Genomic DNA, 20,300 nt, shown 5'->3' with positions numbered 1-20,300 from the left:
ATAGGGATATCGATGGACAAACTTGAAAGTATTTATGCTTTTACCCAGGTGGTGCGGCAGGGCAGTTTTGCGGCGGCGGCGAGGAAAATGAATTTGGGGCGATCGGCGGTGAATAAGATGGTAATTGCCCTAGAAAATGAGCTTAAAGTACAGCTTCTCCACCGCAGTACTCGCAAGGTTACTCCCACGCCGACCGGGGTCGCCTTTTATGAAAAATCGGTGCAAATTTTGGCAGATTTGGAGGAAGCGGAGTTGTCCGTGTCCCAACTTCATGGGGAACCGAAGGGTCTGTTGCGAATTAATGCGCCCATGACCTTTGGCACCATGTACGTGGCACCGCTGGTGGCGAAGTTTATGGCTTTGCATTCACAAGTGGAAGTGCAGTTAACTCTGGAGGATCGATTTGTGGATGCGATCGCCGAGGGGTACGACCTCTTAATTCGCATTGCCCAACCGGTGGCATCCGCCAGCTTAATTTCCCAGCCCTTGTTCCAGACTAAGTTACTGCTATGTGCTTCGCCGGAATATTTGGCTCACTGGGGCACCCCTAAAACTCCAGGGGATTTACAGCAGCATAATTGCCTGCTCTATGGCTATTTCAGGGGCAGTCATTGGCAGTTGCTCAGTCAAGGCGGGGAAGAAACTATATCGGTCTCCGGTAGTTTTTGCTCAAATAATGGGGAGGCTTTGGCGATCGCCGTGGCCCAGGGTTTGGGCATTGCGCTGTTGCCCCAGTTTATTGTCCAACCCTATTTGGCGGCAGGAAAAATGCAGGTCATCTTGCCGGACTATTGCCTACGGGAATTAACTGTTTCCCTGGTTTATCCGGTTAACCGCCACCTGGCCACCAAAGTTAAACTCTTGACTGAGTTTCTCCAAGACCATTACCGCAAATAAGCAATGGTTACCCCGGCTCCCCCGTCATTTTGGGGCGCTAGGGCGTAACTTTTCACCAGGGGATGGTGGGACAAGTATTCCTGCACCCCTTGGCGTAATTTGCCGGTGCCTTTGCCATGGATAATCCACAACACTCCCGAATCCAAGGCTTGGTTTAGGGCCTTTTCCACTCGGGATTCGGCCCGTTCCAGGCGATCGCCACGGCAATCCAGGGTATTTTTTTCTGTACGCACCACCACAGGGGGGGATTTGGATTCCGTTGCTTGGGGCTCAGCTTTCACTTTTTTCGGTGTCGATTCCGGTTTTGGGGGGGGCTCCACCTTTTTGCCGTCGAGGGATTCAATGTCTGCCATGGGCACAGTCATTTTCATCAAACCCAGGGTGACGTTAACGGTTTGGGCCGTGCCATTGACCTGGATCACTTCGGCGGTTTGGCCAAAGCTGGGAATACGAATTCTTTCCCCCACCGTGGGCTGATAACCCAGTGGTTTAATGGCCACCATGGCCTTTTGCTCAGCTTGGATTTCGCCCAGGGCTTCCGTAGCTCGTTGGGCTTTCTGGGCACTGGGTTTACCCCGTTGCAGTTGGCGAATAACTTTAGCAATTTCTTCTTTGGCGGCGGCGATCGCCTGTTGCACTTCCTGGTCTTGGTGGGATTTTAATTCCCTTTCCCTCGCCTGCAAATTAGCCGCTTTTTGGGAAACCTGTTCATAAAAAATTTCCGTTTCTTGAAGTAATTTTTGAGCATTGGCCGCCTTTTGCTCCTGTTCCCGTCGCTGATTTTCCAACCCCGCAATGACCTGGTTAATGTCTTCGGAAAAGCCCCCTAGTCTTTCCTTGGCCTGTTCAACTACGGCCAGAGGCAGGCCTAAACGTTGGGCGATCGCCAGGGCGTTGGAACGGCCGGGAATGCCCCAAAGCAAACGGTAGGTCGGGCTGAGACTTTGGTCGTCAAATTCCACCGACGCATTTTCAAACCGGGCGTCTTGATATTTCAGCGCTTTCAGTTCCCCGTAATGGGTGGTGGCCACCGTTAAACAGGGCTGGTCCGCCAGGTGACGCAACAGGGCGATCGCCAGGGCACTACCTTCGGTGGGATCGGTGCCGGCCCCCACTTCGTCCAGCAATACCAAAGATGGAAAGATTGGATGGTTGGGAATGTCAATTTCCGGATCCAATCCATCCTGAACTCCGGAGGGCAAAGCCTGCAAAATGCGGATAATGCGGCAAATATGCCCTGAAAAGGTGGAAAGATTTTGTTGTAAAGACTGTTCATCGCCAATGTCTGCCAATATCTGGGTAAACCAGGGCATTTCCACCGGTTCCTTAGCGGGAATATATAACCCCACTTTGGCCATCAAGGCCACCAAACCCAGAGTCTTGAGGGTAACGGTTTTGCCCCCCGTATTGGGTCCGGTAATGGCAATGACCCGAATTCGGGAATCAATGGTTAACGTGATGGGGACCACAGCGGCTCCCCCTTCTTTTTCTGCTTGCCAATGGAGGAGGGGATGGCGCAACTGGCGCAACGTAATCGGCTTTTCATCCCCTGGGGTCAACCATTGGGGAGGATGGGCCCCCAACCAGAAGCTATAACGAACTCGGGCTGTGGCTAAATCTAAGCGGGTGGCGATCGCCAACAGATGTTCCAAATCCGGCAACACTTCTAGCACTTGATCACTGAGTTGCCGCAGAATCCGTTCTTCTTCCGTTTGCTCCTGGCGACGGGTCTGGCGGAGTTTATTGCCCAATTCCACAATGGCTTGGGGTTCCACATACAGGGTGTTACCGCTGGCGGAACTGTCGTGGACAATGCCGGGCATTTGTTCTTTGTAACCCGCTTTGATGGGCAAAACAAACCTGTCCCCCCGTTGGGTAATTACCGCTTCTTGCAGGGCATTGCCTTGGCGCTGGATAATTTTTTGCAGTTTTTGCTGAATTTGCTCCCGTAGAGCCTTTAATTTTTGGCGAATTTCCCCTAATGTAGGGCTGGCCCGCTCCGCCACTTTGCCATCTTCCCCCAGGCAATGGTGGATGGCCTGTTCCAACTCCGGCAGGGTTCTTACTTCCGCCACCAAGGTTTGCAGAATTGCCAGGTCATCCCGTTCTTCAATGACCCGCCGCAATCTTCTCACCCCGGCCAAGGTGCCGGCGATCGCCAACAGTTCCAGCCCTGTGGTCAAGCCTCCCCGTTCCACCCGAGCCAACGGTTCGGTAATGTCGGCAATACCTTTGAAATGCCAATTATTTTCCGGCGAATTTTCAATTAGCTCTACCGCCTGGGTCTGGGCCAGCAAGGCCTGACTTTCCTCCCATTGGTCGGGAGGCAACAAATAGCGGGCGGCGATCGCCCCTAGGGGAGTTTGGGTAAAGGTGGACAAATGCTGACAGAGTCTCGGCCATTCCAACAGGGCTAAGGTCTCCTCCGCAATGGTTAAATTGATGGAATCACTCACTCTTTATTTCTTAAGACATACTAATCTATTAACTTGCCGGGGTATCCTCAGCCAAATCCACTAGCACTATGGTGATATTGTCTGAGCCACCGGCATTTTTGGCTTCTTCAATTAATTGGGCGGCCTGGTCATCACAATTCCCCTGACCAGTGAGGATTTTTTCAATTAGATTATCGGGCACCTCCTCCGTCAAGCCGTCGCTACACATCATAAAAGTGTCTCCCGGTTGGGCATCTAGAGCTTCCACCTCGATAAAATTCAAATCCTGCCGCCCCAAACATTGAAACAGCACATGACGCCAAGGATGGACTTTAGCCTGGGCCGGGTCAATATCCCCCATTTTCAAGGCCCTGGCCACCCAGGTATGGTCCTCCGTAACCCGCTCTAATTGCTGATTCCGCAAACGATACAGGCGAGAATCCCCTACATGGGCCCGCCAGGCGCCATCGTCCCGAAAGGCAATTAATACTGCGGTGGTACCCATATCCCGTCGTTCTAGATTAATTTTTTGGTCTTCGAGAATACCCTCGTTAGCATCCATCAGGGCATCTCTGAGCAACTGTTCCGAGGTAATCTCCGAGCGCCAATAGGTGTCTAAGTAATCCCGCACCCTTTCCACCGCAATGCGACTGGCCTCTTCTCCGCCCGCATGTCCCCCCATACCATCGGCCACAATGTAGAACCGTCCCTCGGGATCAAGGTAAAAACTATCTTGATTGTACTGGCGAACTAGACCGGGATCCGTTTGCCCCGTGGAACTACGACTAACAACTGATAAATTCACTTCTGTCACAGGCCTTAGAAAATTGGGTTAGTTTTGGTTGGCAGAGAGAGAGTGGCTCGTCTTTTAAAACATCCGGTCTTGTCTTTCCAGGCGTTTTAATAATCGCCAGAGGGCAAAGGCTGGCACCAATGATATTAATAACACAACCCCCGCCGCCACAAAATAATCATTTACAAACAATAGCGTGGCCGACAGCACCAAAGCACAGGTAAATAAAACATAGTTGGTGCCCATTTGCATAGTACCCATTCGTCGCAGGAGACGATCAGTTTCCGTTGATCTAACCCGGACTCGGATATCTCCCCGGTCTAGGCGATCAAGGCTGTCTTCAATGCGGCGGGGTAACCCCAGGGCACTATTACCCACTTGAACAGCCTGGCGACCCAGTTCATCCATGATGTTACCGGCGGGGTTAAAACCATTGGAATTGTTCATAATTTGTAAAGCGAAGGGTTGGGCCACGGCCATGAAATTGAAATCCGGATCTAACCCTTTTCCCACCCCCTCCAGGGTCGAAAAAGCCCGCATCACAAAGGTGAAAGTTGCCGGAAAACGGAAAGGTTGATCGTAGGCGATTTCGTAAAGATCGTCACTAATTTTAGTAATGGACTGTTCTTCAAAGGGTTTATCCATGAAGTTGTCCAACAAAAATTGCACTGATCGCCGGATGGGTCCCATGTCTTCTGTTTCCTTCAGGGCCCCCAGGGCGACGAGGGAATTGACAATGCGCTCAGCATTTTTTTCTGCCACCCCAAACAAGGTATCCATGAGTTTATTTTTCGTATCCGGGGTGATTTCCCCCATCATGCCAAAGTCATAGAAAATTAAGGCTCCCGCTTCTGGGCTAACAGCCAAATTGCCAGGGTGGGGATCGGCGTGGAAAAAGCCATGGTTTAACAATTGGAAGAGGTAAGCCCGAGCCCCCAGTTGGGCCAACTCTTTTCGTTCTAAGCCCGCCGCTTCCAGGGCATCGTAATGACTAATTTTAATACCGGGCAAATATTCCAACGTCAAAATTTGGGTAGAAGTGTAGCGCCAATAGACCCTGGGCACCTTAACCCAATCTTCCCCCCGGAAATTACGCCGAAAGGTATCCGCACTGCGCCCTTCCCGGAGATAATCCGTTTCCTGCCAGAGAATTTTGCAACATTCTTCGTAAATGCCGTTCCAATCTCGCCCCCGGCCCCATTTGGGATGATTTTGGAAATATTGGGCAATTTTTTTCAGGATAGCCAGGTCAATGGTAAATAGTTTTTTCAACCCTGGCCGTTGCACTTTCACCACCACATCTTCGCCCGTATGCAACTGGGCTTTATGCACCTGTCCTAAACTGGCCGCCGCCAGGGGCACCGGGTCAAAACTCCGATACAGTTTGGCGATCGGTTTACCTAATTCCCCTTCGATAATGCTGGCGGCCTGTTCGTAGCTAAAGGCAGGCACTTCATCCTGTAGTTTGGACAATTCCTCTACATATTCCGCTGGAAATAGGTCGGAACGGGTGGAAAATAGCTGGCCTACTTTGATGAAGGTGGGGCCAAGGCTGAGGAGATTTTCCCGAATCCATTTGGCCTGACGCCGCCGCCGTTGCTGGAGTTTTTCTTCTGTGTAGCCCCCAGCATAGCTCCATTTTTTGCCATTTAACCAAAATTGGTACAGCAAAGTCAGTACAAAGCCCCAAATGTCAATGCGCCGCCGGGTGATGGAATAGTTACCCCGATTCCAACGATACCGACCCTCCGCTTCTAGGGACGATCGCCGTTTGGGGGGCAGGGATTCAGAATAGGATGCTGTGGGCTCAAGCTTAGTGGATAGGGCAGACACACTGATATTAAGAAAGGGCTAAGGGGAAGACGGGTAAGCGGACAAAAATCAAGCTTTGGAAACTGGGGATTCCTTCTCTTTAAACTCAGGAGAAGAATTAGGAATTACATAAGTACGACCACTAGTGGCTTCCTTCCGTTTTATATCCTCATAAATTGCATCTAAATCATAATTAAATGAACGAGCATATTCCTGCCGGAGCTTATGAATTTCTTCAACGATTTCATCTCTGAACATGACTAATCTCCTGAAAGTTCATAGGGTGTGCACAGTATCGGTAATTTGAATCCAAAGTCATTAGCTACTTGTGCCAACTTTTTTTGAATTTGAGCATTGGCAATATGCTTACAATTCCATGTTAATAGGTAATCCAAGCCATGGACGGTTGCAATAGCAATGTGAAGAGTATCTAACTCAGCTTTTTGGGGCAGATTAGTCTTGGCCAAAAATTGCTTTCCCAAACTAATAGAGTTCCTCGTAACGGACAAGGCAGAAATACTTTGCACCAATTGCACACGTTGGGAAGCGATAATTAGATTCACCCTGGGAAACCTCATCTAGAACAACTTGAGATACATAGAGTTGAAAATTATTTTTTTGTAACTGCCACCTCTACGTTGGCCACCAAAATCAAATTCTGACTGGATCTAGCGGTGAGATAGCCAAAAATATTGGTTTCTAGGTAAACAGTTTCAGCCATGAAAGTGCGGTTAACCTTGGTTATCCCGGTAGGTTTTCAACTCAGATTTCAAGCTGGCAATTTCCGCCCGCAGTTTATCCAATGTTTCTTGCAACTCGTCGGCGGTTACGGGTCCATCCACCGTGGCGATCGCCGCCCCTTCCTGGGTGACATCATTGGCCGCGCGGGATTGTACTTCGGCAATGAACTGTCGGAGGTTTTCCCGTTGTTCCGCATCGAACTTGCCCAACTCGCTCAGGGCATTGGTGACGCCGTCTTCTACCTTTTCGCTGAGGACTTCGGCAAAGGCACGGCCGAGAAAAAAGGCCTGGAGGACTTGGTTTTGCATGGACTTTTTCTATGGTTGCATTTGTAAAGAATTATAACGTGCCCCACCATGATTCTCATCCTCCCCCTGGGAATCTAAATTCCAGTCCGGTTGGGGAGGGAAACTTTGCTCAGACCGGAAAATTCCACCGCTGTCCTGGGGTTCTGTCGGCACCGTAGGATCTGCCACTACCCCGGGGGCCGCCGACCGTAGAGCCATGCCAAAGCCCATGCCTGCCGCCAACATAATGCCCGCCGTGAACACAAGGGTTTGCCACAGGGGATGGGGAGCAAAAATACGCATACTATGAGGTTAACTGTTTGATAACTGTGAAAAAAGGTCAGCCTAGGCGTCGGGAAAGGTGTTTTCAAACTCTTCGATCAAGTCGTCTAATTCCGCCAGAGCTTGGGACACGTCCAGGGAAAGAATGCCCAAGTTAGGTTGTTCCGCCAGGTCTTCGAGGAATTTGCGCTTCTGTTTGATGGTCAGGATGCTTTCTTGCAACGTGGTTTTATCCAGCATGGTGGTTAAGGAAATTTAAGGGTTCACCTTTGATTTATAGCCCTTTTCCGTCGGGCTAACAATGGTGACATTCCCCCATCACCAACGAATGCGGGGATCCACCAATTGGTAAATTAAATCCGCCAGGCTACTGAAAAAGACAATCAAAACCGCATACAGAAAGGTTACTGCCATCACCACTGGGGTGTCACTGCGGTAAATGGATTCGATGAGCAACGCCCCAATGCCGGGTACTCGGAAAACCTGCTCCGTTACTAGGGCTCCGGTAAAAATGGTGGGAACATCCAAGGCAATGAGGGTGATCAGGGGTAAAGACGCGTTTTTCAAAAGGTGATTTTTGAGCATTCCCCAGGTACCTAACCCCTTGGCGTAGGCGGTGCGAATGTAGTTTTGGGGTAATTCTTCCAACACGGCGGAGCGCACAAACCGGAGAATTACCGCCGACTGATAAAAAACTAACACTGCCACCGGCATCAACAACTGACGGATTTGTTCCCCCAAGCTGGCCATGCTATTCACTGCCAGGGTACTGTCGTAGATGAAGGGAAGCCACCCCAGTTGCACACTAAAAATGAGGATAAATAATAGCCCCGTCAAAAAAGTGGGTAGGGAAAAGCCCATCAAACTAATACCGCTGATCAGGGGTTCCCACCAGCGCCCCCGATAAATTGCCGCCGTTACTCCCAAAGGAATGGCGATCGCCAAGCTGATCAGGTAGGCAGTGCCCATTAACCAGAGGGTAGTGGGGAGTCGTTGGCCAATTAACTCCATGACGGGACTACGGCTGGTGAAGGAATAGCCCAAATCCCCCTGCAAAAGACTCCAGAGCCATTTTAAATAACGGATGGGCAACGGTTGGTCTAAACCCAAACTACGGCGTAAGTTGTCCCGCACCTCCTGGGAAATAGAAGGATTGGTGGCTAATTCCCCTAACGGATTGCCCGGAGCAAGGGCTAGCAAACTGAAAATTACTAAACTAATGCCCAGCAGAGTGATAACGGCGATCGCCAAACGTTTGCAGATGAGGCCAACGGCGGGGGGCAAAGGGGGCATAGGCATGGACCACAAAGGAGAGCGCCAGTTTAATTAAGCACAAAAGGGGGAATTTTTTCCGTCACTGACAGCTTAGACTTTTGTGATAGGCTATGCGGAATAAACCAATCTAAGCTTAAGTTTTCAGGGGATTGCCATGCGTGTGGGGCTGTTATTTGGTGGGTGTTCTGGGGAGCATGAAGTCTCGATCAAATCCGCCCAGGCGATCGCCAAAGCCCTGGCCAGCGGTGATAACCAAACAAAATACCAAGTAACCCTTTTTTACATTCAAAAAAATGGTGTTTGGCTGGAGCCAGAAGTCTCTCAACAGGTCTTGGACCAAGGAATCTCCTCAGGGGGACAGCCCGTTACATCCGAACAACGGTGGCAGTTTCCCCCCGAAGCGGCCCAAATGGAAGTGTGGTTCCCAATTTTGCACGGCCCCAACGGCGAAGATGGCACTGTGCAGGGTCTATTTAGTTTGATGCAAGTGCCCTATGTGGGTAGTGGGGTGTTGGGTTCCTGTGTGGGCATGGATAAGCTAGCTATGAAAATGGTCTTTGAGCAGGCGGGGTTGCCCCAGGTTAATTACATGGGAGTAGAGCGGGGAGAAATTTGGTCTAATCCCTGTGTCTTTCCGGCCCTATGCGACAAAATCGAAGCCCAGGTGGGCTATCCCTGTTTTGTTAAGCCAGCTAATTTGGGTTCCTCCGTCGGCATTGCCAAAGTACGCAATCGGAGCGAATTGGAGGTGGCCTTGGATAACGCCGCCAGTTACGATCGCCGCATCATTGTGGAAGCAGGTTTAATGGATATCCGGGAAGTGGAATGTGCGGTGTTGGGTAATGACAATCCCCAAGCTTCCGTGGTGGGGGAAATCACCTATGACAGCGACTTTTACGACTACGAAACCAAATATACCGATGGCCGCTCCCAAATGCATATTCCCGCCGATTTGCCCGCAGAGGTAGTGAGTAAAATTCAGACCATGGCCATCCAGGCCTTTAAAGCCATTGACGCCGCCGGTTTGGGAAGGTTGGACTTTTTTTATCAACCGGCCACAGGGCACATTGTAATCAACGAAATTAATACCCTGCCCGGTTTTACCGCTTTTAGTATGTATCCCGAACTATGGCGAGCTTCTGGGGTAGAATTTCCTAGCTTAGTGGATCGATTATTGCAGTTGGCGGTGGCATACCATGGCCAGCCTAGTCAGTAAAAAACGGAATTTTTAACTCCCAAGCTTTATTAACAATCAATATGGCCCGTTTGTCCCAGGAATTGCAGGATTACTTTTTTAAGGAAGACCGTGGCCCAACGGTTAACCTGGCCCAGGTTTTGGCGATCGCCAAGGAGAAAATTTTTGGCATTGTCTTGGTTATTCTTTCCCTACCTTCCGCTTTACCAATTCCCGCTCCCGGTTATTCCACCCCCTTTGGGGTACTAATTTTTCTGGTGGCAATCCAACTCATAGCCGGCCGTCAGCAGTTATGGTTACCCCTGTCCTGGCAAAGTAAAACCATTAAAACCAGCAAAGCCCAAGGGATCGTCAAAGCCGGTGTGCCCTGGTTAAAAAGATTAGAGGCGATCGCCCATCCCCGTTTACCCTTTGTTTGCCAAAGTCGAGTGGGTCGAGTGCTCATGGGCATTACCATTGGCTCCATGGCCATTTCCATGATGATTCCCATTCCGGGTACCAATACCCTGCCAGCTATGAGCATTTTTATTACTGGTTTTGGCCTGCAGGAGGACGACGGTTTAATCACTGGAGCCGGAATGATCTTTTCTGTTCTGATTGGGGTATTAATGGTATCCGTGATTTATGTTTTCTTCAATGGCGGCATCACCATCATTGACATTCTCAAAGATTGGCTCAAAGTGCAGTTTGGTGGGGCATAAACCCTTGATTTGAGCTCTACTTTATCCATTTAAAAAAACTTTAGCGATTATCCCAAAAGCCTCTCAGGGTAATGTTTATGACTTTTAAAACGTCGCTGTTTGACAGCAATGTTGAGAAAGTCCTAAAGCAATGCATCTAGAAACCTCACTCTCTCGTTTGAGCTTTAGGGAATTTGGACAAAGTCGAGTTGAGAAGTTGTTTGCATAGTCGTGGTTAAAAACTTCTCGCCCAACCTTTGATGGACTGGAAGGAACTTTTGTAGATCTACCTGTCCAAACCTAGTTTCCCGGTAGGCCTTCAGGCTTTTTCTAGGGGAGCCATGGTCAAACCTTCCCGTCGTAATTGTTGATGGTACAGTTCCGCCTGTTCCTGGGGTCCCACCCACACCACAGCTAAACCATCGAAGTGTACTTGATTGGTCAATTCCCAAGCCCGATCGCCAGTCATGCCGGGAATATATTTGATCAAACAATCAGACACGTGCTGGAAAGTGTTGAAATCGTCGTTGAGGACAATTACCTTAAAGTTGGGATAGGTTTTGCGGACTGTGCTAGTTAGGCGATCGGGGGTGCTGGTGGCGGCGTTGCTAATCACGACAGTAATCCGGTTGCTGAGACTGATAATCAAATTCTATCCTGACCCCATTGCTCCCTATGCTAGGAGTTTGTTAGTGGAGTTTAAACCTATTTTCTCAATATAATGGGAAATTTTGAGCTATTTTCCCTCCAAACCTGAGGACTGAGCAAGCTTCGCAAACCTACCCTAGGTCTTTTCTAGTCTTCCCCGCCCTTCCCAGGACATTGATGGCAACGGTATGACAGCTACATCCCCCAGGTCCACTTTGGTGATCGGTTACGGTAACACCCTGCGGGGGGACGATGGCGTGGGGCGCTATCTAGCCGAAGAAATTGATCAGCAAAACTGGCCTCATTGTCAGGTTATTTCCACCCACCAACTCACGCCGGAATTGGCCGAGGCAATCGCCACTGTGGATCGGGTAATTTTCATCGACGCCCAATGGTGCCAAGACCAAAGTTCCCCATCGGTGCAATGCCAACCGTTATATTTACCGCCGCCGGAGCAACTATCTGGGGAATTGGGACACCGGGGCAGTCCGTTGGAGTTGATTGCCCTGGCTAAAATTCTCTACGGCGTTGAGGTGCAGGCTTGGTGGATATTGATTCCGGCCTTTACCTTTGACTATGGGGAAAGGTTGTCCCCCCTGACCGCCATGGCCCAAGCAGAAGCCCTAGCCAAGATCCGCCCCTTGGTAATGGGGTAAATATAAAGCCAGGGGGAACCCAGAACTGAAGAGTTAGGCTTCTACGGGCACAGCTTTAGCTTTTTTCTCTTTTTCTAGTTTTTCCGGAGTGAGCTTAATGCTCAAAAAGCGCATCACATTATCGTTAAGGCGCATATCCCGCTCAATTAAAGCAATCTGCTGGCCGTCACCGTTGAAGTTAAACAAAACATAAATGCCATCGTTAAAGCGACGGATTTGGTAGGCGAGGCGGCGTTTGCCCCAGACTTTCACCGAAACTTCTTCAGCGGCATTGTTGGTCAAAAATTCTTGGTATTTGGTAACTTCTTGGCTGACCCGTTCTTCATTGAGGTCGGGACGGAGAATTACCATCAGTTCGTAACTATTCACAAGCACATGACTCCTTATGGACTTTAGGGCTTAAACTCAGGCGTGGGGCAGCGACCACCACGGTCTGGGCTGGCCAGTCCCCACTGGAGGAACTGTCACCACCACTAAACCCATGGCTAGCTGACACCAAAGTTTGAGTAAAAGCAAGGATCTTTTATCATACTCGTTAGGGTGGCCGGGGAGCTAGGGGTCAATGCCACAGTTAAACCCTGACCACTAGCCTATCCATGGACTTACATCCTGCTCCAGCTTTGACTTCAGACAAAAGTTGAGCATTGACTGTCCCCCTGATTACTTTCTTTAGCACCACTATGGTCCAACGCTACGTTCGTATCCAGGCCGACTCTGGCACCGTCCATTATGGTTTGTTCCAATTGGATCACAGTGTGATTTTGTTAAGTGCAGCACCTTGGTTGGGGGGTCAAGCCCTAAGCATTGCCGTCAGTGAAGGGGATTATCGCTTACTGGCCCCCTGTGAGCCCTCTAAAATTGTGGCAGTGGGGCGCAATTACCGGGCCCATGCGGCGGAATTAGGTAACGATGTGCCGACGGAACCCCTCTTGTTTTTCAAGCCTCCTTCGGCGATCGTCGCTGACCAAGAGGAAATTGTGTACCCTCCCCAATCCCAACGGGTGGACTACGAAGGGGAATTGGCAGTCATTATTGGCAAACAGGTGAAAAATATTAGCGAAGAAGAGGCGGCTAGTGCCATTTGGGGCTACACCATTGCCAACGATATTACAGCCAGGGATTTACAACGGCAGGACTCCCAATGGACGAGAGCAAAAGGCTTTGACGGTTTTTGTCCCCTGGGGCCTTGGGTGGTGCGCCACATCGACCCGGAAGCCCATCTGGAAACCATTGTCAATGATGAAGAAACTCCCCGGCAAGCCACGGCCATCAGCGATATGGTATTCGCTCCCCCCATGTTGGTGAGTTACATTTCCCAGGTAATGACCCTCTACCCCGGCGACGTGATTTTGACCGGCACCCCGGAAGGCATTAGTTCCCTACAAGTGGGGGACAAAGTAGAGGTGGAAATTGAGGGCATTGGCAATTTAACCAACACCATCATTGCGCCCCCTTTACCGGCTCCAGAGTTACCGGCAACGGTGGAGTTGGAAGCCGATAATTAACTATTAACTCCTCACCCCTGATGTCCCCTTTTGACCGAGATTTTTCCCTGCCCATGAGTGAAGCCGCTGTTAACCCCGCCTATACCCTCGACCAGGCGATCGCCAATTTGCAACAAACCGAAGATGCCAGTGCCCGTTACTATGCGGCCTGGTGGATTGGCCGTTTTCGGGCGGCTCAACCGGAAACCATTGCTGCTCTGTTGGTGGCCTTGGAAGATGAAAGTGACCGTTCCCCCGATAGCGGCTATCCCCTGCGACGTAATGCGGCCAAAGCGTTGGGAAAATTAGGCGATCGCCAGGTGGTACCGGCCTTGATCAAAGCATTGGATTGTGAAGATTATTACGTGCGGGAGTCCGCGGCCCAGGCTTTGGAAGGTTTGGAAGATACCAGGGCCATAGAGCCTCTGATGGCCAAATTAACCGGAGGGCTAGAAGCGGCCCAGCTTGTGGAGGGTAAACCCCATTTAGTTCAACCCTATGAGGCAATTATTGAAGCCCTAGGGGCTCTCTGTGCCATTGAGTCCATTGGTTTAATTGAGCCATTTCTGGAGCATTTTTCACCGAAAGTCCAATACGCCGCCGCCCGGGCCCTATTCCAGTTAACCGGGGATAACCACTATGGGGATCTTCTCATTACCGCCCTAGGAGGGGCAGACCTACAACTACGGCGTTCCGCCATGATGGATTTAGGCGCCACTGGCTATTTACCCGGTGCCCAGGGGATCGCCAAAACCTTTGCAGAAAATAGCCTCAAGTTAATTGCCTTGCGAGACCTATGGGCCGCCCATCGGCAAAAGCAAGAAAATTCCGAGTCAACAACCCTTAGCCCAGCCAGCAGAGAAATTCTAGATTTAATGGATAGTTTGCTTTAAGAATATCGGGTTTTCGCCAATTTTTAGGTTAACCCAAGGGACTCTTCCAGAGCACCAATTACCACCTCCGCCACCTGTTGAATGCGAAAACGACAGGCCAGAGTCTCAGTGGAGTTGAAACTACCATTTTCCCAAAACTTATTACTGCCAGCACCGCCGCCACATAGACCGAAATAGTCACAGGTTTGGCGACATTTTTCCACCCCCTGGATCATATCTTGATAAATGCGCTGAAATTTTTCCGTTTGACAAACGGAAGCAAAGGAATCGGTCAACACATTACCAAAAATGAAATCCCCATACTGGGGTGTTTTAATGGCTAACAATTCTGGATCAAAGGTAGAAAAGTTGCCCCGGTGGTCAATGCTGACAATGGCAAAGGGACGATTCATATCTGTATGATCGAGGCGGTCTTCAGTGTAAATTAGGTTACATAAACATTCAAATTCCCGCACCAGAAACTCTGGCTCGCTGGAGCTGGTCAATTGCCAAAATCTTTCCAAAAATTGTCTATATCTTTGCAAAGTCCCCTGTTTATTAAGGGAAGATTCCGTATTAATGCCTTCCGTTTCTTCCATATTAAAGCCCACATCCAGTAGATTATGATCCCGGAAAAAATGGAAAATTTCATCAGGATAATCTAAGGATTCCTCTGTTAAAACGGCAATAACGCTATGGCAAATATCATTTTTCTGTAACCATTCAATTCCCCGCATGGTGGCGGCATGACTACCCCGCCCCGTTCTGGTTTTACGGTGTTTATCGTGGAGGAAAGCGGGACCGTCGAGGCTAATGCCCACATGGACAGGATATTGTTTAAATAGGTCACACCAAGCTTGGTTGATTAAAATGCCATTACTTTGAAAAGAGTGGTCGAACCACAACTGGCGGTGATTATATTTTTCGCCGTAGGCTTCAATCTGGGCAAAGGCTTGGCGGTAAAATTCTAGTCCAGCAGCCAATGGTTCCCCTGCATGCCAACAAAGACTAAAGTTGCTAGTAGTGAATGGACTGGCAAAAATTGCCTGCATAATTGGCTCCAGCAGTTCCAAGGGCAGATGGTTTTTTAAATGGCGATCGGGTAAGTAACAATAATCGCAATCCAAGTTGCAGTAGGAAGTAGGTTGAACAATAACTAAAGTAGTGGGGCCAAATTTAGTTATATCTAGGCTGGAATCAAACGTTACAGTTTCCTTGACTAAGCCTTGCATAAGCAGTTACCAATTAAAATAAATAGTCAGTTATTACCATCAAAAAAGCGGGGTGCATAGCCAAATTGACTTTTGCTTATCGTCCGGATCAATAATTAATTGTGGCGCTAATCCTGATTCCGACGCTTCAGTTGCCCCAAAACTAGAACCGAATACTTTTTGCAGTCGGTCCCGGGAAATTTCTATAGGAACATCAAACGTGACAGCATAGACCCCCCAGGTACCAGCCGGGATCATGATTTCCGTAACCGGGAGACCGTAATAGTTAGTTTGAATTTGATAGTAAGCAAAGTCATCTTCAATTTTTTCAGGGAAAAGATCATCAAAAAATTCCTGACTAGGACGATCAATCCCTTCCCAAAGAGCAATGTATGTTCCCTCCAGCCGACACTCAAAAAAGCCCTGCATCATATCTTGAAACCTATTGTCAATGGCATCCGACGGGCCGGCCATCAAGGGGGCGATCGCCAGCAATTGATAACCACCAATTACTAGAGCAATCATGGCCGCCGGACAATCAAACATGGCAAAGGAAGAAAAAAACAAATTTGTTTTCCCTTGGTCTCAAGGTTCATAATCTTTTCTGATTGGCCCATAGCTTACCAACGGTTCACAAAACCGCCGCCACCACTGCGGTTAGCAAAGCCGCCTCCATCCCCCCAGCCGTTACCCCAGGGATTATTAATATTGACAAAGCCGCCACCACCACCGCCATCGGCCCAGCCGCCCCGCCCCACATTGGCAAAGCCACCACCACCGGACCCATTGCCCCATCCTCCCCGCCGGGCATTACCAAAACCACCGCCGCCCCCACCCCGGTTAGCAAAACCGGCCTGCAGGTCAGCTCGATTGCTGGGAGTTTCCTGGGGGGGAAGTTGACTGGCCCGTTGTTGCAGAGCCGCACTCAGATTATTTAAGCGGTTGGCGAGGGGATTATGGGGGTTAGCTTCTAAAGCGGAGCCGGGTTCTGCCACTGTCCCGATCGCCGTGAGGGCAAGAACAAATGCCATCCAGCTAGAGCAGTTATTGATGGACATGGATATTTCTCCCAGATTGATGAGGTGATAGCAGAAAAAGACAAGTCAGACTTCAATGATAAGCTCTACCAACGGTTGATAAAGCCTCCTCCGTTGGGCCAACGACGGTTATAGAAACCGCCCCGATCGCCCCAGCCATTACGCCAGGGATTAACATTGCCCCAGCCACCACCGCCGCCCCCATTGCCCCAGCCGCCCCGGCCTAAGTTGACAAAAGTACCGCCGCCCCGGCCATTACCCCAACCGATCGCCACTTGGGGGGGACTTCCGGAGAAGGGGCAACACTGCCGAGGGCATTGGTGGCATCAGTCTTATTGTTAATGGTGGAGTGAATACGGGCAATACGGGATTCAATGGTGCCACTTTGACTGGGGACATCATTGTTGACCACAGCGGCTTCAGCAGGGGAGGATGCCACACTGGCGATCGCCACAAGGAAAGCAGTCCAGCCAAGTTGGTTAGAGTTCATGACAAATACCTAAAAATCGACAAAAACAATGGGGCTAGGGAGTGAGGCTTAGCCAAGGTCGGAACAGTCCCCAAAACGTGCCAACCAAATTACCATCCATCAAAATCAACCTCATTTACTGGCCATTTTTGGGTTCCATCACCTGCTCGTGGGTAATCACCAGATAATTAAAGAATTGACGCAGATTGTCATTGTCCACTGGCACAATTCCCTCGGTACCGATCCATTTGTCAACGATGGCCACGTCTTCCGGATCGCCCTGGACATAGCCCTCCGCTAGCCGCACCAGAGCCCGATTAGCCAAGCGCAAAAAGCTGGGATTGCCCTCCCGCACCATACAACCGACCCCATACCTAATTTGCGCCGGTTGGGGAATAATTTTGGTGTCAGGCATGTCCAATACCTGCCTTAGGCCTGCTAATTGAATGCCGTCCGCCGCCACTGCATCCACTGTGCCCTTTTTAAGGGCTTCCATACCGGCCCGCACACTGGTAACGGGCACCACTTCGATGTCAGTTTGGGCAATTTTCACTGCATCCTCCACAATGGTGTTGGGCACCAAGGCTACCCGGCGTCCCATTAACGTTTCGGGAGAATTGATCGGGGTGTCATTGGGCACCAGTAGTTGGACACCAGCCACTGCATAGCTAGCGGTAAAGTCAACGTAGCGGTCCCGCTCCCAGGTAAAGGCGGTATTACAGACAATGTCTAGCTCACCGTTTTTGACCTTGGGCAGGGCATCTTTCATATCTTGTACTTCCACAATTTGCAGAACCACTTCCCGCCCCAATTCCTTACCCACTTCCTCCCGGATACGATCAGCAATGTCAATGGAGTAGCCCACCACCTCATTGTTTTCGTTGATATAGGAGAAGGGCACAGTGTCCAGGTTTGCCCCAATGGTTAGATTACCCGTGCGAATAATTTTCTCCATTACGGTTTCGGCGATCGCCGCCTGGGCGCCCACCGTAGCGAGTAACAGTCCAATGAAGGTGGCTGACAACTGCTTGAACATGGCATTAATTAACCCAAAAGTTTGCGTCCAGTCTAATATAGACCGGCTTTTGTCCGGGTAAAGTAAAGAACTATTACAAACAAAAAATCATAATTTTTATCCCCATTTCCATCTTTGTTCATGACACTTGGCACTCTCCACGGCGTTAGCGTTGGCCCCGGTGATCCAGAGTTAATTACCCTCAAGGGGTTGAAAACTTTGCAAGCTTGTCCTGTGGTGGCCTTTCCCGCCGGACTCCAAGGGCGATCGGGGGTTGCGGAGGGCATTATTGCTCCCCACCTCAGCCCAGAACAAATTTCCTTGCCCTTAACATTTCCCTATGTACAAACAGCGGCAATTTTGGCCCAGGCTTGGCAGGAAGCGGCGGCAGAAGTTTGGCCATACTTAGAAAAAGGGCTGGACGTGGCCTTTGCCTGCGAAGGAGACATCAGTTTTTACAGCACCTTCACCTATCTTGCCCAGACCCTAAAAAGTAACCATCCTCAGTTGGTGATCAACTACATCGCCGGGGTGAGTTCCCCCTTTGCCGGAGCTTCAGCCCTGGGTTTACCCCTCACTTGCCAGGAAGAAAAATTAGCAATTTTGCCGGCATTATATTGCCCCGAAGAATTGGAAAAAGCGTTGGATTGGGCGGAGGTAGTGGTGTTAATGAAAGTGCGACTGGTGTATGGACAAGTGTGGGAAATTTTAGCCAAAAGGGAACTATTAGACCGGGCTTGGGTGCTGGAAAAAGTTTCTACCACCGAGGAAAAAATTTATCATCCCCTCCGGAACTATCCCCAGTTGCCCCTATCCTATTTTTCTCTGATATTAATTAAACAAAACCAAAACAAGATTGGCAAAAATTAACGGAGAAAATTTTCGATCATAATGCCTTCTTTGCGGCCGTGATCTGTTTGGCGATCGTAATCCAGATCCCTTTGGCGGTAACGCTGGACAATCTGTTGAGCAGTGCTTTCAGCTTTGGTTTGTAAACCCTTACAGTGGGGAAATGGACCCAGGTTCAGTAGAGCCTTTTCAATGGCCCTAGCTGCATAAAGGCCAGAATTTTTGTGGTTTTCCTCATGTTTAAACAGGGCCACTAAGTAGCGATTAAAAACCCGTCGGGCTTCTGGATCAGCGCCATGGTTAGGGGGAATGCGGGGCAGGGTATAGGTAACATCGAGGTTGGTGGTAACGGTGGTGATTTGACATTGTTGGGCCGTGAACCACCATTGATACTGCCAGCGCACAAACCATTGAGTGTAACCACGATACCGTTTACCCTGAAAAATAATCGGGCTACGTCGATTTAATTCATCGTTTAAATCCCATTTGGTATTTGGATAAATAGAATAGTATTTATATTCGACTTTGATAATTGGTTCCGCCCCTACCCTGGCAACCCAAAATAGTCCCAAAACCATTATTAATGGGCCAAGCAATATTGCTCTAACATACATTTTCCTCAGCCTGTTCACCGTTGGTAGTGATTACCTCAATTTAGTAATGATTGCGCCTTTGGTATCAATGGGTAAACAATGACTTTCGGCCTCAATGCCCGCATTATGCCAAGTTTCCACTAGGGCAGAAGCGACTTGGGGGGCCCGGACTGCGTCGGCGATCGCCAATAGGGTGGGGCCGGCACCGCTAATCACTAGGTTATAGGCTCCGGCGGCCAGGGCGGCTTGGTGGAGCTGGTCGTAGGCGGGGATTAAACTCTGGCGATAGGGTTGATGGATTTGATCCTGGAGGGCTAGGGCTAACCAGTCCCCCCGACTTTGCTTAAAGGCCTGTACTAACAACGCCAGGTGGGAAGCATTAAAAATAGCGGCACTACGGTCATACTGATGGGGCAGAACGGCCCGGGCGGCTTCAGTGGATAGCTCAAAATTAGGAATGGCCAACACCGGCACAAATTGGCTCGGCCAATCTAGGGCAATTAATTGCCAATGGTCATTATCTTTGACCGCTAACTGGCAACCCCCCAATAGAGCCGGGGCCACATTATCGGGATGACCTTCCATGGCGATCGCCATCTGCAAAATTTCTGAGGTTGTGCAGGGATTACCCGCTGTCTGATTGGCCGCCAATAAACCCCCTACAATAGCGGTGGCCGAACTACCCAAACCCCGCGCCAAAGGAATTTCCAAGTCAATCTCTAGCTTGAGAGGTGGTACAGACTGCCCAGTTTGTTGATAAAAATAGGCAATGGCTTGGTAGAGTAAATTGTCCTTGTCGGTGCTGATTTTTTCCCCGTCCCTGCCCCGGGCTTCGATCAATAAATCAACTTCCGGATCCGTCGGGCTGGTCACCGTGACATGGTTATATAATCCCAGGGCCGCCCCTAAACAATCAAAGCCGGGGCCAATATTGGCGGTGGTGGCGGGCACAGAAACGGTGAAGCTGACCATGGCAAATAGCAGAAAAAATGGGGATTGATGCTCTGGCATTATCGGGCTTGGTCTGGGCCAGAGGCAATAGTGGGCTAACCCAAAGGCGATCGCCTAG

Annotated in this window: 26 protein-coding genes; 7 read left to right on the top strand and 19 right to left on the bottom strand. The window is 49.9% G+C overall.

The window, feature by feature from the left end:
• Positions 1 to 12: 12 nt before the first annotated feature.
• Entirely contained in the window at positions 13 to 897 is an 885-nt protein-coding gene (locus IQE94_RS06955) for a LysR family transcriptional regulator (RefSeq protein ID WP_212717038.1), read from the top strand.
• Here IQE94_RS06955 and IQE94_RS06950 read toward each other — a convergent pair.
• The 9 genes from IQE94_RS06950 to IQE94_RS06910 form a co-directional block, all read right to left on the bottom strand.
• Entirely contained in the window at positions 885 to 3,353 is a 2,469-nt protein-coding gene (locus tag IQE94_RS06950) for an endonuclease MutS2 (protein ID WP_212717036.1), read from the bottom strand. The genes IQE94_RS06955 and IQE94_RS06950 overlap by 13 nt on opposite strands.
• Before the next feature lie 28 nt (positions 3,354 to 3,381).
• Positions 3,382 to 4,146 (bottom strand): PP2C family serine/threonine-protein phosphatase, encoded by a 765-nt coding sequence (locus IQE94_RS06945; RefSeq protein ID WP_212717034.1) that lies wholly within the window; start codon positions 4,144 to 4,146, stop codon positions 3,382 to 3,384.
• Positions 4,147 to 4,200: 54 nt separating this feature from the next.
• The gene (locus IQE94_RS06940; protein WP_223342966.1) at positions 4,201 to 5,958 is read right to left on the bottom strand and encodes an AarF/ABC1/UbiB kinase family protein; all 1,758 of its coding nucleotides are present in this window, start codon (positions 5,956 to 5,958) and stop codon (positions 4,201 to 4,203) included.
• Between the two features lie 48 nt (positions 5,959 to 6,006).
• Positions 6,007 to 6,195: a hypothetical protein gene (locus IQE94_RS06935; RefSeq protein WP_212717030.1), complete on the bottom strand. Its 189-nt coding sequence runs from the start codon at positions 6,193 to 6,195 to the stop codon at positions 6,007 to 6,009.
• Between the two features lie 2 nt (positions 6,196 to 6,197).
• The gene (locus IQE94_RS06930; protein ID WP_370630527.1) at positions 6,198 to 6,500 is read right to left on the bottom strand and encodes a hypothetical protein; all 303 of its coding nucleotides are present in this window, start codon (positions 6,498 to 6,500) and stop codon (positions 6,198 to 6,200) included.
• A gap of 168 nt (positions 6,501 to 6,668) precedes the next feature.
• A complete protein-coding gene (locus IQE94_RS06925; RefSeq protein WP_194013456.1) occupies positions 6,669 to 6,986 on the bottom strand; it encodes a DUF6825 family protein in 318 nt (105 codons plus the stop codon).
• Between the two features lie 9 nt (positions 6,987 to 6,995).
• The gene (locus IQE94_RS06920; RefSeq protein ID WP_212717029.1) at positions 6,996 to 7,268 is read right to left on the bottom strand and encodes a hypothetical protein; all 273 of its coding nucleotides are present in this window, start codon (positions 7,266 to 7,268) and stop codon (positions 6,996 to 6,998) included.
• Between the two features lie 42 nt (positions 7,269 to 7,310).
• Positions 7,311 to 7,487, bottom strand: a complete 177-nt coding sequence (locus IQE94_RS06915; protein WP_194013460.1) for a hypothetical protein — start codon at positions 7,485 to 7,487, stop codon at positions 7,311 to 7,313.
• A gap of 78 nt (positions 7,488 to 7,565) precedes the next feature.
• Positions 7,566 to 8,540 (bottom strand): ABC transporter permease, encoded by a 975-nt coding sequence (locus tag IQE94_RS06910; RefSeq protein WP_249213897.1) that lies wholly within the window; start codon positions 8,538 to 8,540, stop codon positions 7,566 to 7,568.
• A 136-nt stretch (positions 8,541 to 8,676) separates the two neighbouring features.
• On the opposite strand from IQE94_RS06910, the gene IQE94_RS06905 reads away from it, so the two are divergent.
• Together IQE94_RS06905 and IQE94_RS06900 are read left to right on the top strand one after the other, a co-directional pair.
• Entirely contained in the window at positions 8,677 to 9,738 is a 1,062-nt protein-coding gene (locus IQE94_RS06905) for a D-alanine--D-alanine ligase family protein (RefSeq protein WP_212717025.1), read from the top strand.
• A gap of 41 nt (positions 9,739 to 9,779) precedes the next feature.
• Positions 9,780 to 10,418 carry an exopolysaccharide biosynthesis protein gene (locus tag IQE94_RS06900; protein WP_212717024.1) on the top strand — a complete coding sequence of 213 codons (639 nt, stop codon included), beginning with the start codon at positions 9,780 to 9,782 and terminating at the stop codon, positions 10,416 to 10,418.
• Positions 10,419 to 10,716: 298 nt separating this feature from the next.
• On the opposite strand, the gene clpS is transcribed toward IQE94_RS06900, so the two are convergent.
• Positions 10,717 to 11,013, bottom strand: a complete 297-nt coding sequence (gene clpS, locus IQE94_RS06895; protein WP_190599762.1) for an ATP-dependent Clp protease adapter ClpS — start codon at positions 11,011 to 11,013, stop codon at positions 10,717 to 10,719.
• A gap of 220 nt (positions 11,014 to 11,233) precedes the next feature.
• Here clpS and IQE94_RS06890 point away from each other — a divergent pair, with 220 nt between their 5' ends.
• Entirely contained in the window at positions 11,234 to 11,701 is a 468-nt protein-coding gene (locus IQE94_RS06890) for a hydrogenase maturation protease (RefSeq protein ID WP_212717023.1), read from the top strand.
• Positions 11,702 to 11,734: 33 nt separating this feature from the next.
• Here the strand turns inward: IQE94_RS06890 and rpsF are convergent, their stop codons facing one another.
• Positions 11,735 to 12,076 (bottom strand): 30S ribosomal protein S6, encoded by a 342-nt coding sequence (gene rpsF / locus IQE94_RS06885; RefSeq protein WP_212717022.1) that lies wholly within the window; start codon positions 12,074 to 12,076, stop codon positions 11,735 to 11,737.
• Between the two features lie 305 nt (positions 12,077 to 12,381).
• Between rpsF and IQE94_RS06880 the strand changes: the two genes are divergently transcribed.
• Both IQE94_RS06880 and IQE94_RS06875 read left to right on the top strand, forming a co-directional pair.
• Entirely contained in the window at positions 12,382 to 13,206 is an 825-nt protein-coding gene (locus IQE94_RS06880) for a fumarylacetoacetate hydrolase family protein (protein WP_212717021.1), read from the top strand.
• 53 nt (positions 13,207 to 13,259) lie between these two features.
• Positions 13,260 to 14,078, top strand: a complete 819-nt coding sequence (locus IQE94_RS06875) for a HEAT repeat domain-containing protein (protein WP_212722308.1) — start codon at positions 13,260 to 13,262, stop codon at positions 14,076 to 14,078.
• 23 nt (positions 14,079 to 14,101) lie between these two features.
• Here the strand turns inward: IQE94_RS06875 and grrM are convergent, their stop codons facing one another.
• From grrM to grrP, 6 genes are all read right to left on the bottom strand, one after another.
• Positions 14,102 to 15,289, bottom strand: a complete 1,188-nt coding sequence (gene grrM, locus IQE94_RS06870; RefSeq protein ID WP_212717020.1) for a cyclophane-forming radical SAM/SPASM peptide maturase GrrM/OscB — start codon at positions 15,287 to 15,289, stop codon at positions 14,102 to 14,104.
• 39 nt (positions 15,290 to 15,328) lie between these two features.
• Positions 15,329 to 15,814, bottom strand: a complete 486-nt coding sequence (locus IQE94_RS06865) for a hypothetical protein (protein WP_223342965.1) — start codon at positions 15,812 to 15,814, stop codon at positions 15,329 to 15,331.
• Between the two features lie 74 nt (positions 15,815 to 15,888).
• Positions 15,889 to 16,326, bottom strand: coding sequence for a GrrA/OscA1 family cyclophane-containing rSAM-modified RiPP (gene grrA, locus IQE94_RS06860; protein WP_212717019.1), 438 nt, complete (start codon positions 16,324 to 16,326; stop codon positions 15,889 to 15,891).
• Between the two features lie 65 nt (positions 16,327 to 16,391).
• Entirely contained in the window at positions 16,392 to 16,580 is a 189-nt protein-coding gene (locus IQE94_RS06855; protein ID WP_223342964.1) for a hypothetical protein, read from the bottom strand.
• Positions 16,529 to 16,795 (bottom strand): hypothetical protein, encoded by a 267-nt coding sequence (locus IQE94_RS06850; RefSeq protein WP_223342963.1) that lies wholly within the window; start codon positions 16,793 to 16,795, stop codon positions 16,529 to 16,531. The genes IQE94_RS06855 and IQE94_RS06850 overlap by 52 nt, the downstream gene beginning before the upstream one ends.
• A 115-nt stretch (positions 16,796 to 16,910) precedes the next feature.
• On the bottom strand, positions 16,911 to 17,810 hold the full coding sequence (grrP, locus tag IQE94_RS06845; RefSeq protein WP_212717017.1) for an extracellular substrate binding-like orphan protein GrrP: 900 nt from the start codon (positions 17,808 to 17,810) through the stop codon (positions 16,911 to 16,913).
• Positions 17,811 to 17,930: 120 nt separating this feature from the next.
• Here grrP and IQE94_RS06840 point away from each other — a divergent pair, with 120 nt between their 5' ends.
• Positions 17,931 to 18,659, top strand: coding sequence for a precorrin-2 C(20)-methyltransferase (locus tag IQE94_RS06840; protein WP_212717016.1), 729 nt, complete (start codon positions 17,931 to 17,933; stop codon positions 18,657 to 18,659).
• Here IQE94_RS06840 and IQE94_RS06835 read toward each other — a convergent pair.
• Together IQE94_RS06835 and thrB are read right to left on the bottom strand one after the other, a co-directional pair.
• Positions 18,656 to 19,216, bottom strand: coding sequence for a DUF922 domain-containing Zn-dependent protease (locus IQE94_RS06835; RefSeq protein WP_223342962.1), 561 nt, complete (start codon positions 19,214 to 19,216; stop codon positions 18,656 to 18,658). The two genes, IQE94_RS06840 and IQE94_RS06835, sit on opposite strands and share 4 nt — an antisense overlap.
• A gap of 66 nt (positions 19,217 to 19,282) precedes the next feature.
• Complete coding sequence (gene thrB / locus IQE94_RS06830; protein ID WP_212717013.1) at positions 19,283 to 20,203, bottom strand: homoserine kinase; 921 nt, start codon at positions 20,201 to 20,203, stop codon at positions 19,283 to 19,285.
• Between the last annotated feature and the right edge of the window lie 97 nt (positions 20,204 to 20,300).

It is taken from the genome of Synechocystis sp. PCC 7339 (assembly GCF_019924095.1).
Lineage (GTDB): Bacteria > Cyanobacteriota > Cyanobacteriia > Cyanobacteriales > Microcystaceae > Synechocystis.
Note: the sequence above shows the minus strand (reverse complement) of the source record. Positions and strands in the feature narration are given on the sequence as shown.

Excerpts from the sequence above, each read along its gene's own strand:
- IQE94_RS06955 (WP_212717038.1), top strand. The coding sequence starts at position 13 with ATGGACAAACTTGAAAGTATTTATGCTTTTACCCAGGTGGTGCGGCAG.
- IQE94_RS06935 (WP_212717030.1), bottom strand. The coding sequence starts at position 6,195 with ATGTTCAGAGATGAAATCGTTGAAGAAATTCATAAGCTCCGGCAGGAA.
- IQE94_RS06925 (WP_194013456.1), bottom strand. The coding sequence starts at position 6,986 with ATGCAAAACCAAGTCCTCCAGGCCTTTTTTCTCGGCCGTGCCTTTGCC.
- IQE94_RS06920 (WP_212717029.1), bottom strand. The coding sequence starts at position 7,268 with ATGCGTATTTTTGCTCCCCATCCCCTGTGGCAAACCCTTGTGTTCACG.
- IQE94_RS06915 (WP_194013460.1), bottom strand. The coding sequence starts at position 7,487 with ATGCTGGATAAAACCACGTTGCAAGAAAGCATCCTGACCATCAAACAG.
- IQE94_RS06910 (WP_249213897.1), bottom strand. The coding sequence starts at position 8,540 with ATGCCCCCTTTGCCCCCCGCCGTTGGCCTCATCTGCAAACGTTTGGCG.
- IQE94_RS06905 (WP_212717025.1), top strand. The coding sequence starts at position 8,677 with ATGCGTGTGGGGCTGTTATTTGGTGGGTGTTCTGGGGAGCATGAAGTC.
- IQE94_RS06900 (WP_212717024.1), top strand. The coding sequence starts at position 9,780 with ATGGCCCGTTTGTCCCAGGAATTGCAGGATTACTTTTTTAAGGAAGAC.
- IQE94_RS06890 (WP_212717023.1), top strand. The coding sequence starts at position 11,234 with ATGACAGCTACATCCCCCAGGTCCACTTTGGTGATCGGTTACGGTAAC.
- IQE94_RS06880 (WP_212717021.1), top strand. The coding sequence starts at position 12,382 with ATGGTCCAACGCTACGTTCGTATCCAGGCCGACTCTGGCACCGTCCAT.
- IQE94_RS06875 (WP_212722308.1), top strand. The coding sequence starts at position 13,260 with ATGAGTGAAGCCGCTGTTAACCCCGCCTATACCCTCGACCAGGCGATC.
- grrM (WP_212717020.1), bottom strand. The coding sequence starts at position 15,289 with ATGCAAGGCTTAGTCAAGGAAACTGTAACGTTTGATTCCAGCCTAGAT.
- IQE94_RS06865 (WP_223342965.1), bottom strand. The coding sequence starts at position 15,814 with ATGTTTGATTGTCCGGCGGCCATGATTGCTCTAGTAATTGGTGGTTAT.
- grrA (WP_212717019.1), bottom strand. The coding sequence starts at position 16,326 with ATGTCCATCAATAACTGCTCTAGCTGGATGGCATTTGTTCTTGCCCTC.
- IQE94_RS06850 (WP_223342963.1), bottom strand. The coding sequence starts at position 16,795 with ATGAACTCTAACCAACTTGGCTGGACTGCTTTCCTTGTGGCGATCGCC.
- grrP (WP_212717017.1), bottom strand. The coding sequence starts at position 17,810 with ATGTTCAAGCAGTTGTCAGCCACCTTCATTGGACTGTTACTCGCTACG.
- IQE94_RS06840 (WP_212717016.1), top strand. The coding sequence starts at position 17,931 with ATGACACTTGGCACTCTCCACGGCGTTAGCGTTGGCCCCGGTGATCCA.
- IQE94_RS06835 (WP_223342962.1), bottom strand. The coding sequence starts at position 19,216 with ATGGTTTTGGGACTATTTTGGGTTGCCAGGGTAGGGGCGGAACCAATT.
- thrB (WP_212717013.1), bottom strand. The coding sequence starts at position 20,203 with ATGGTCAGCTTCACCGTTTCTGTGCCCGCCACCACCGCCAATATTGGC.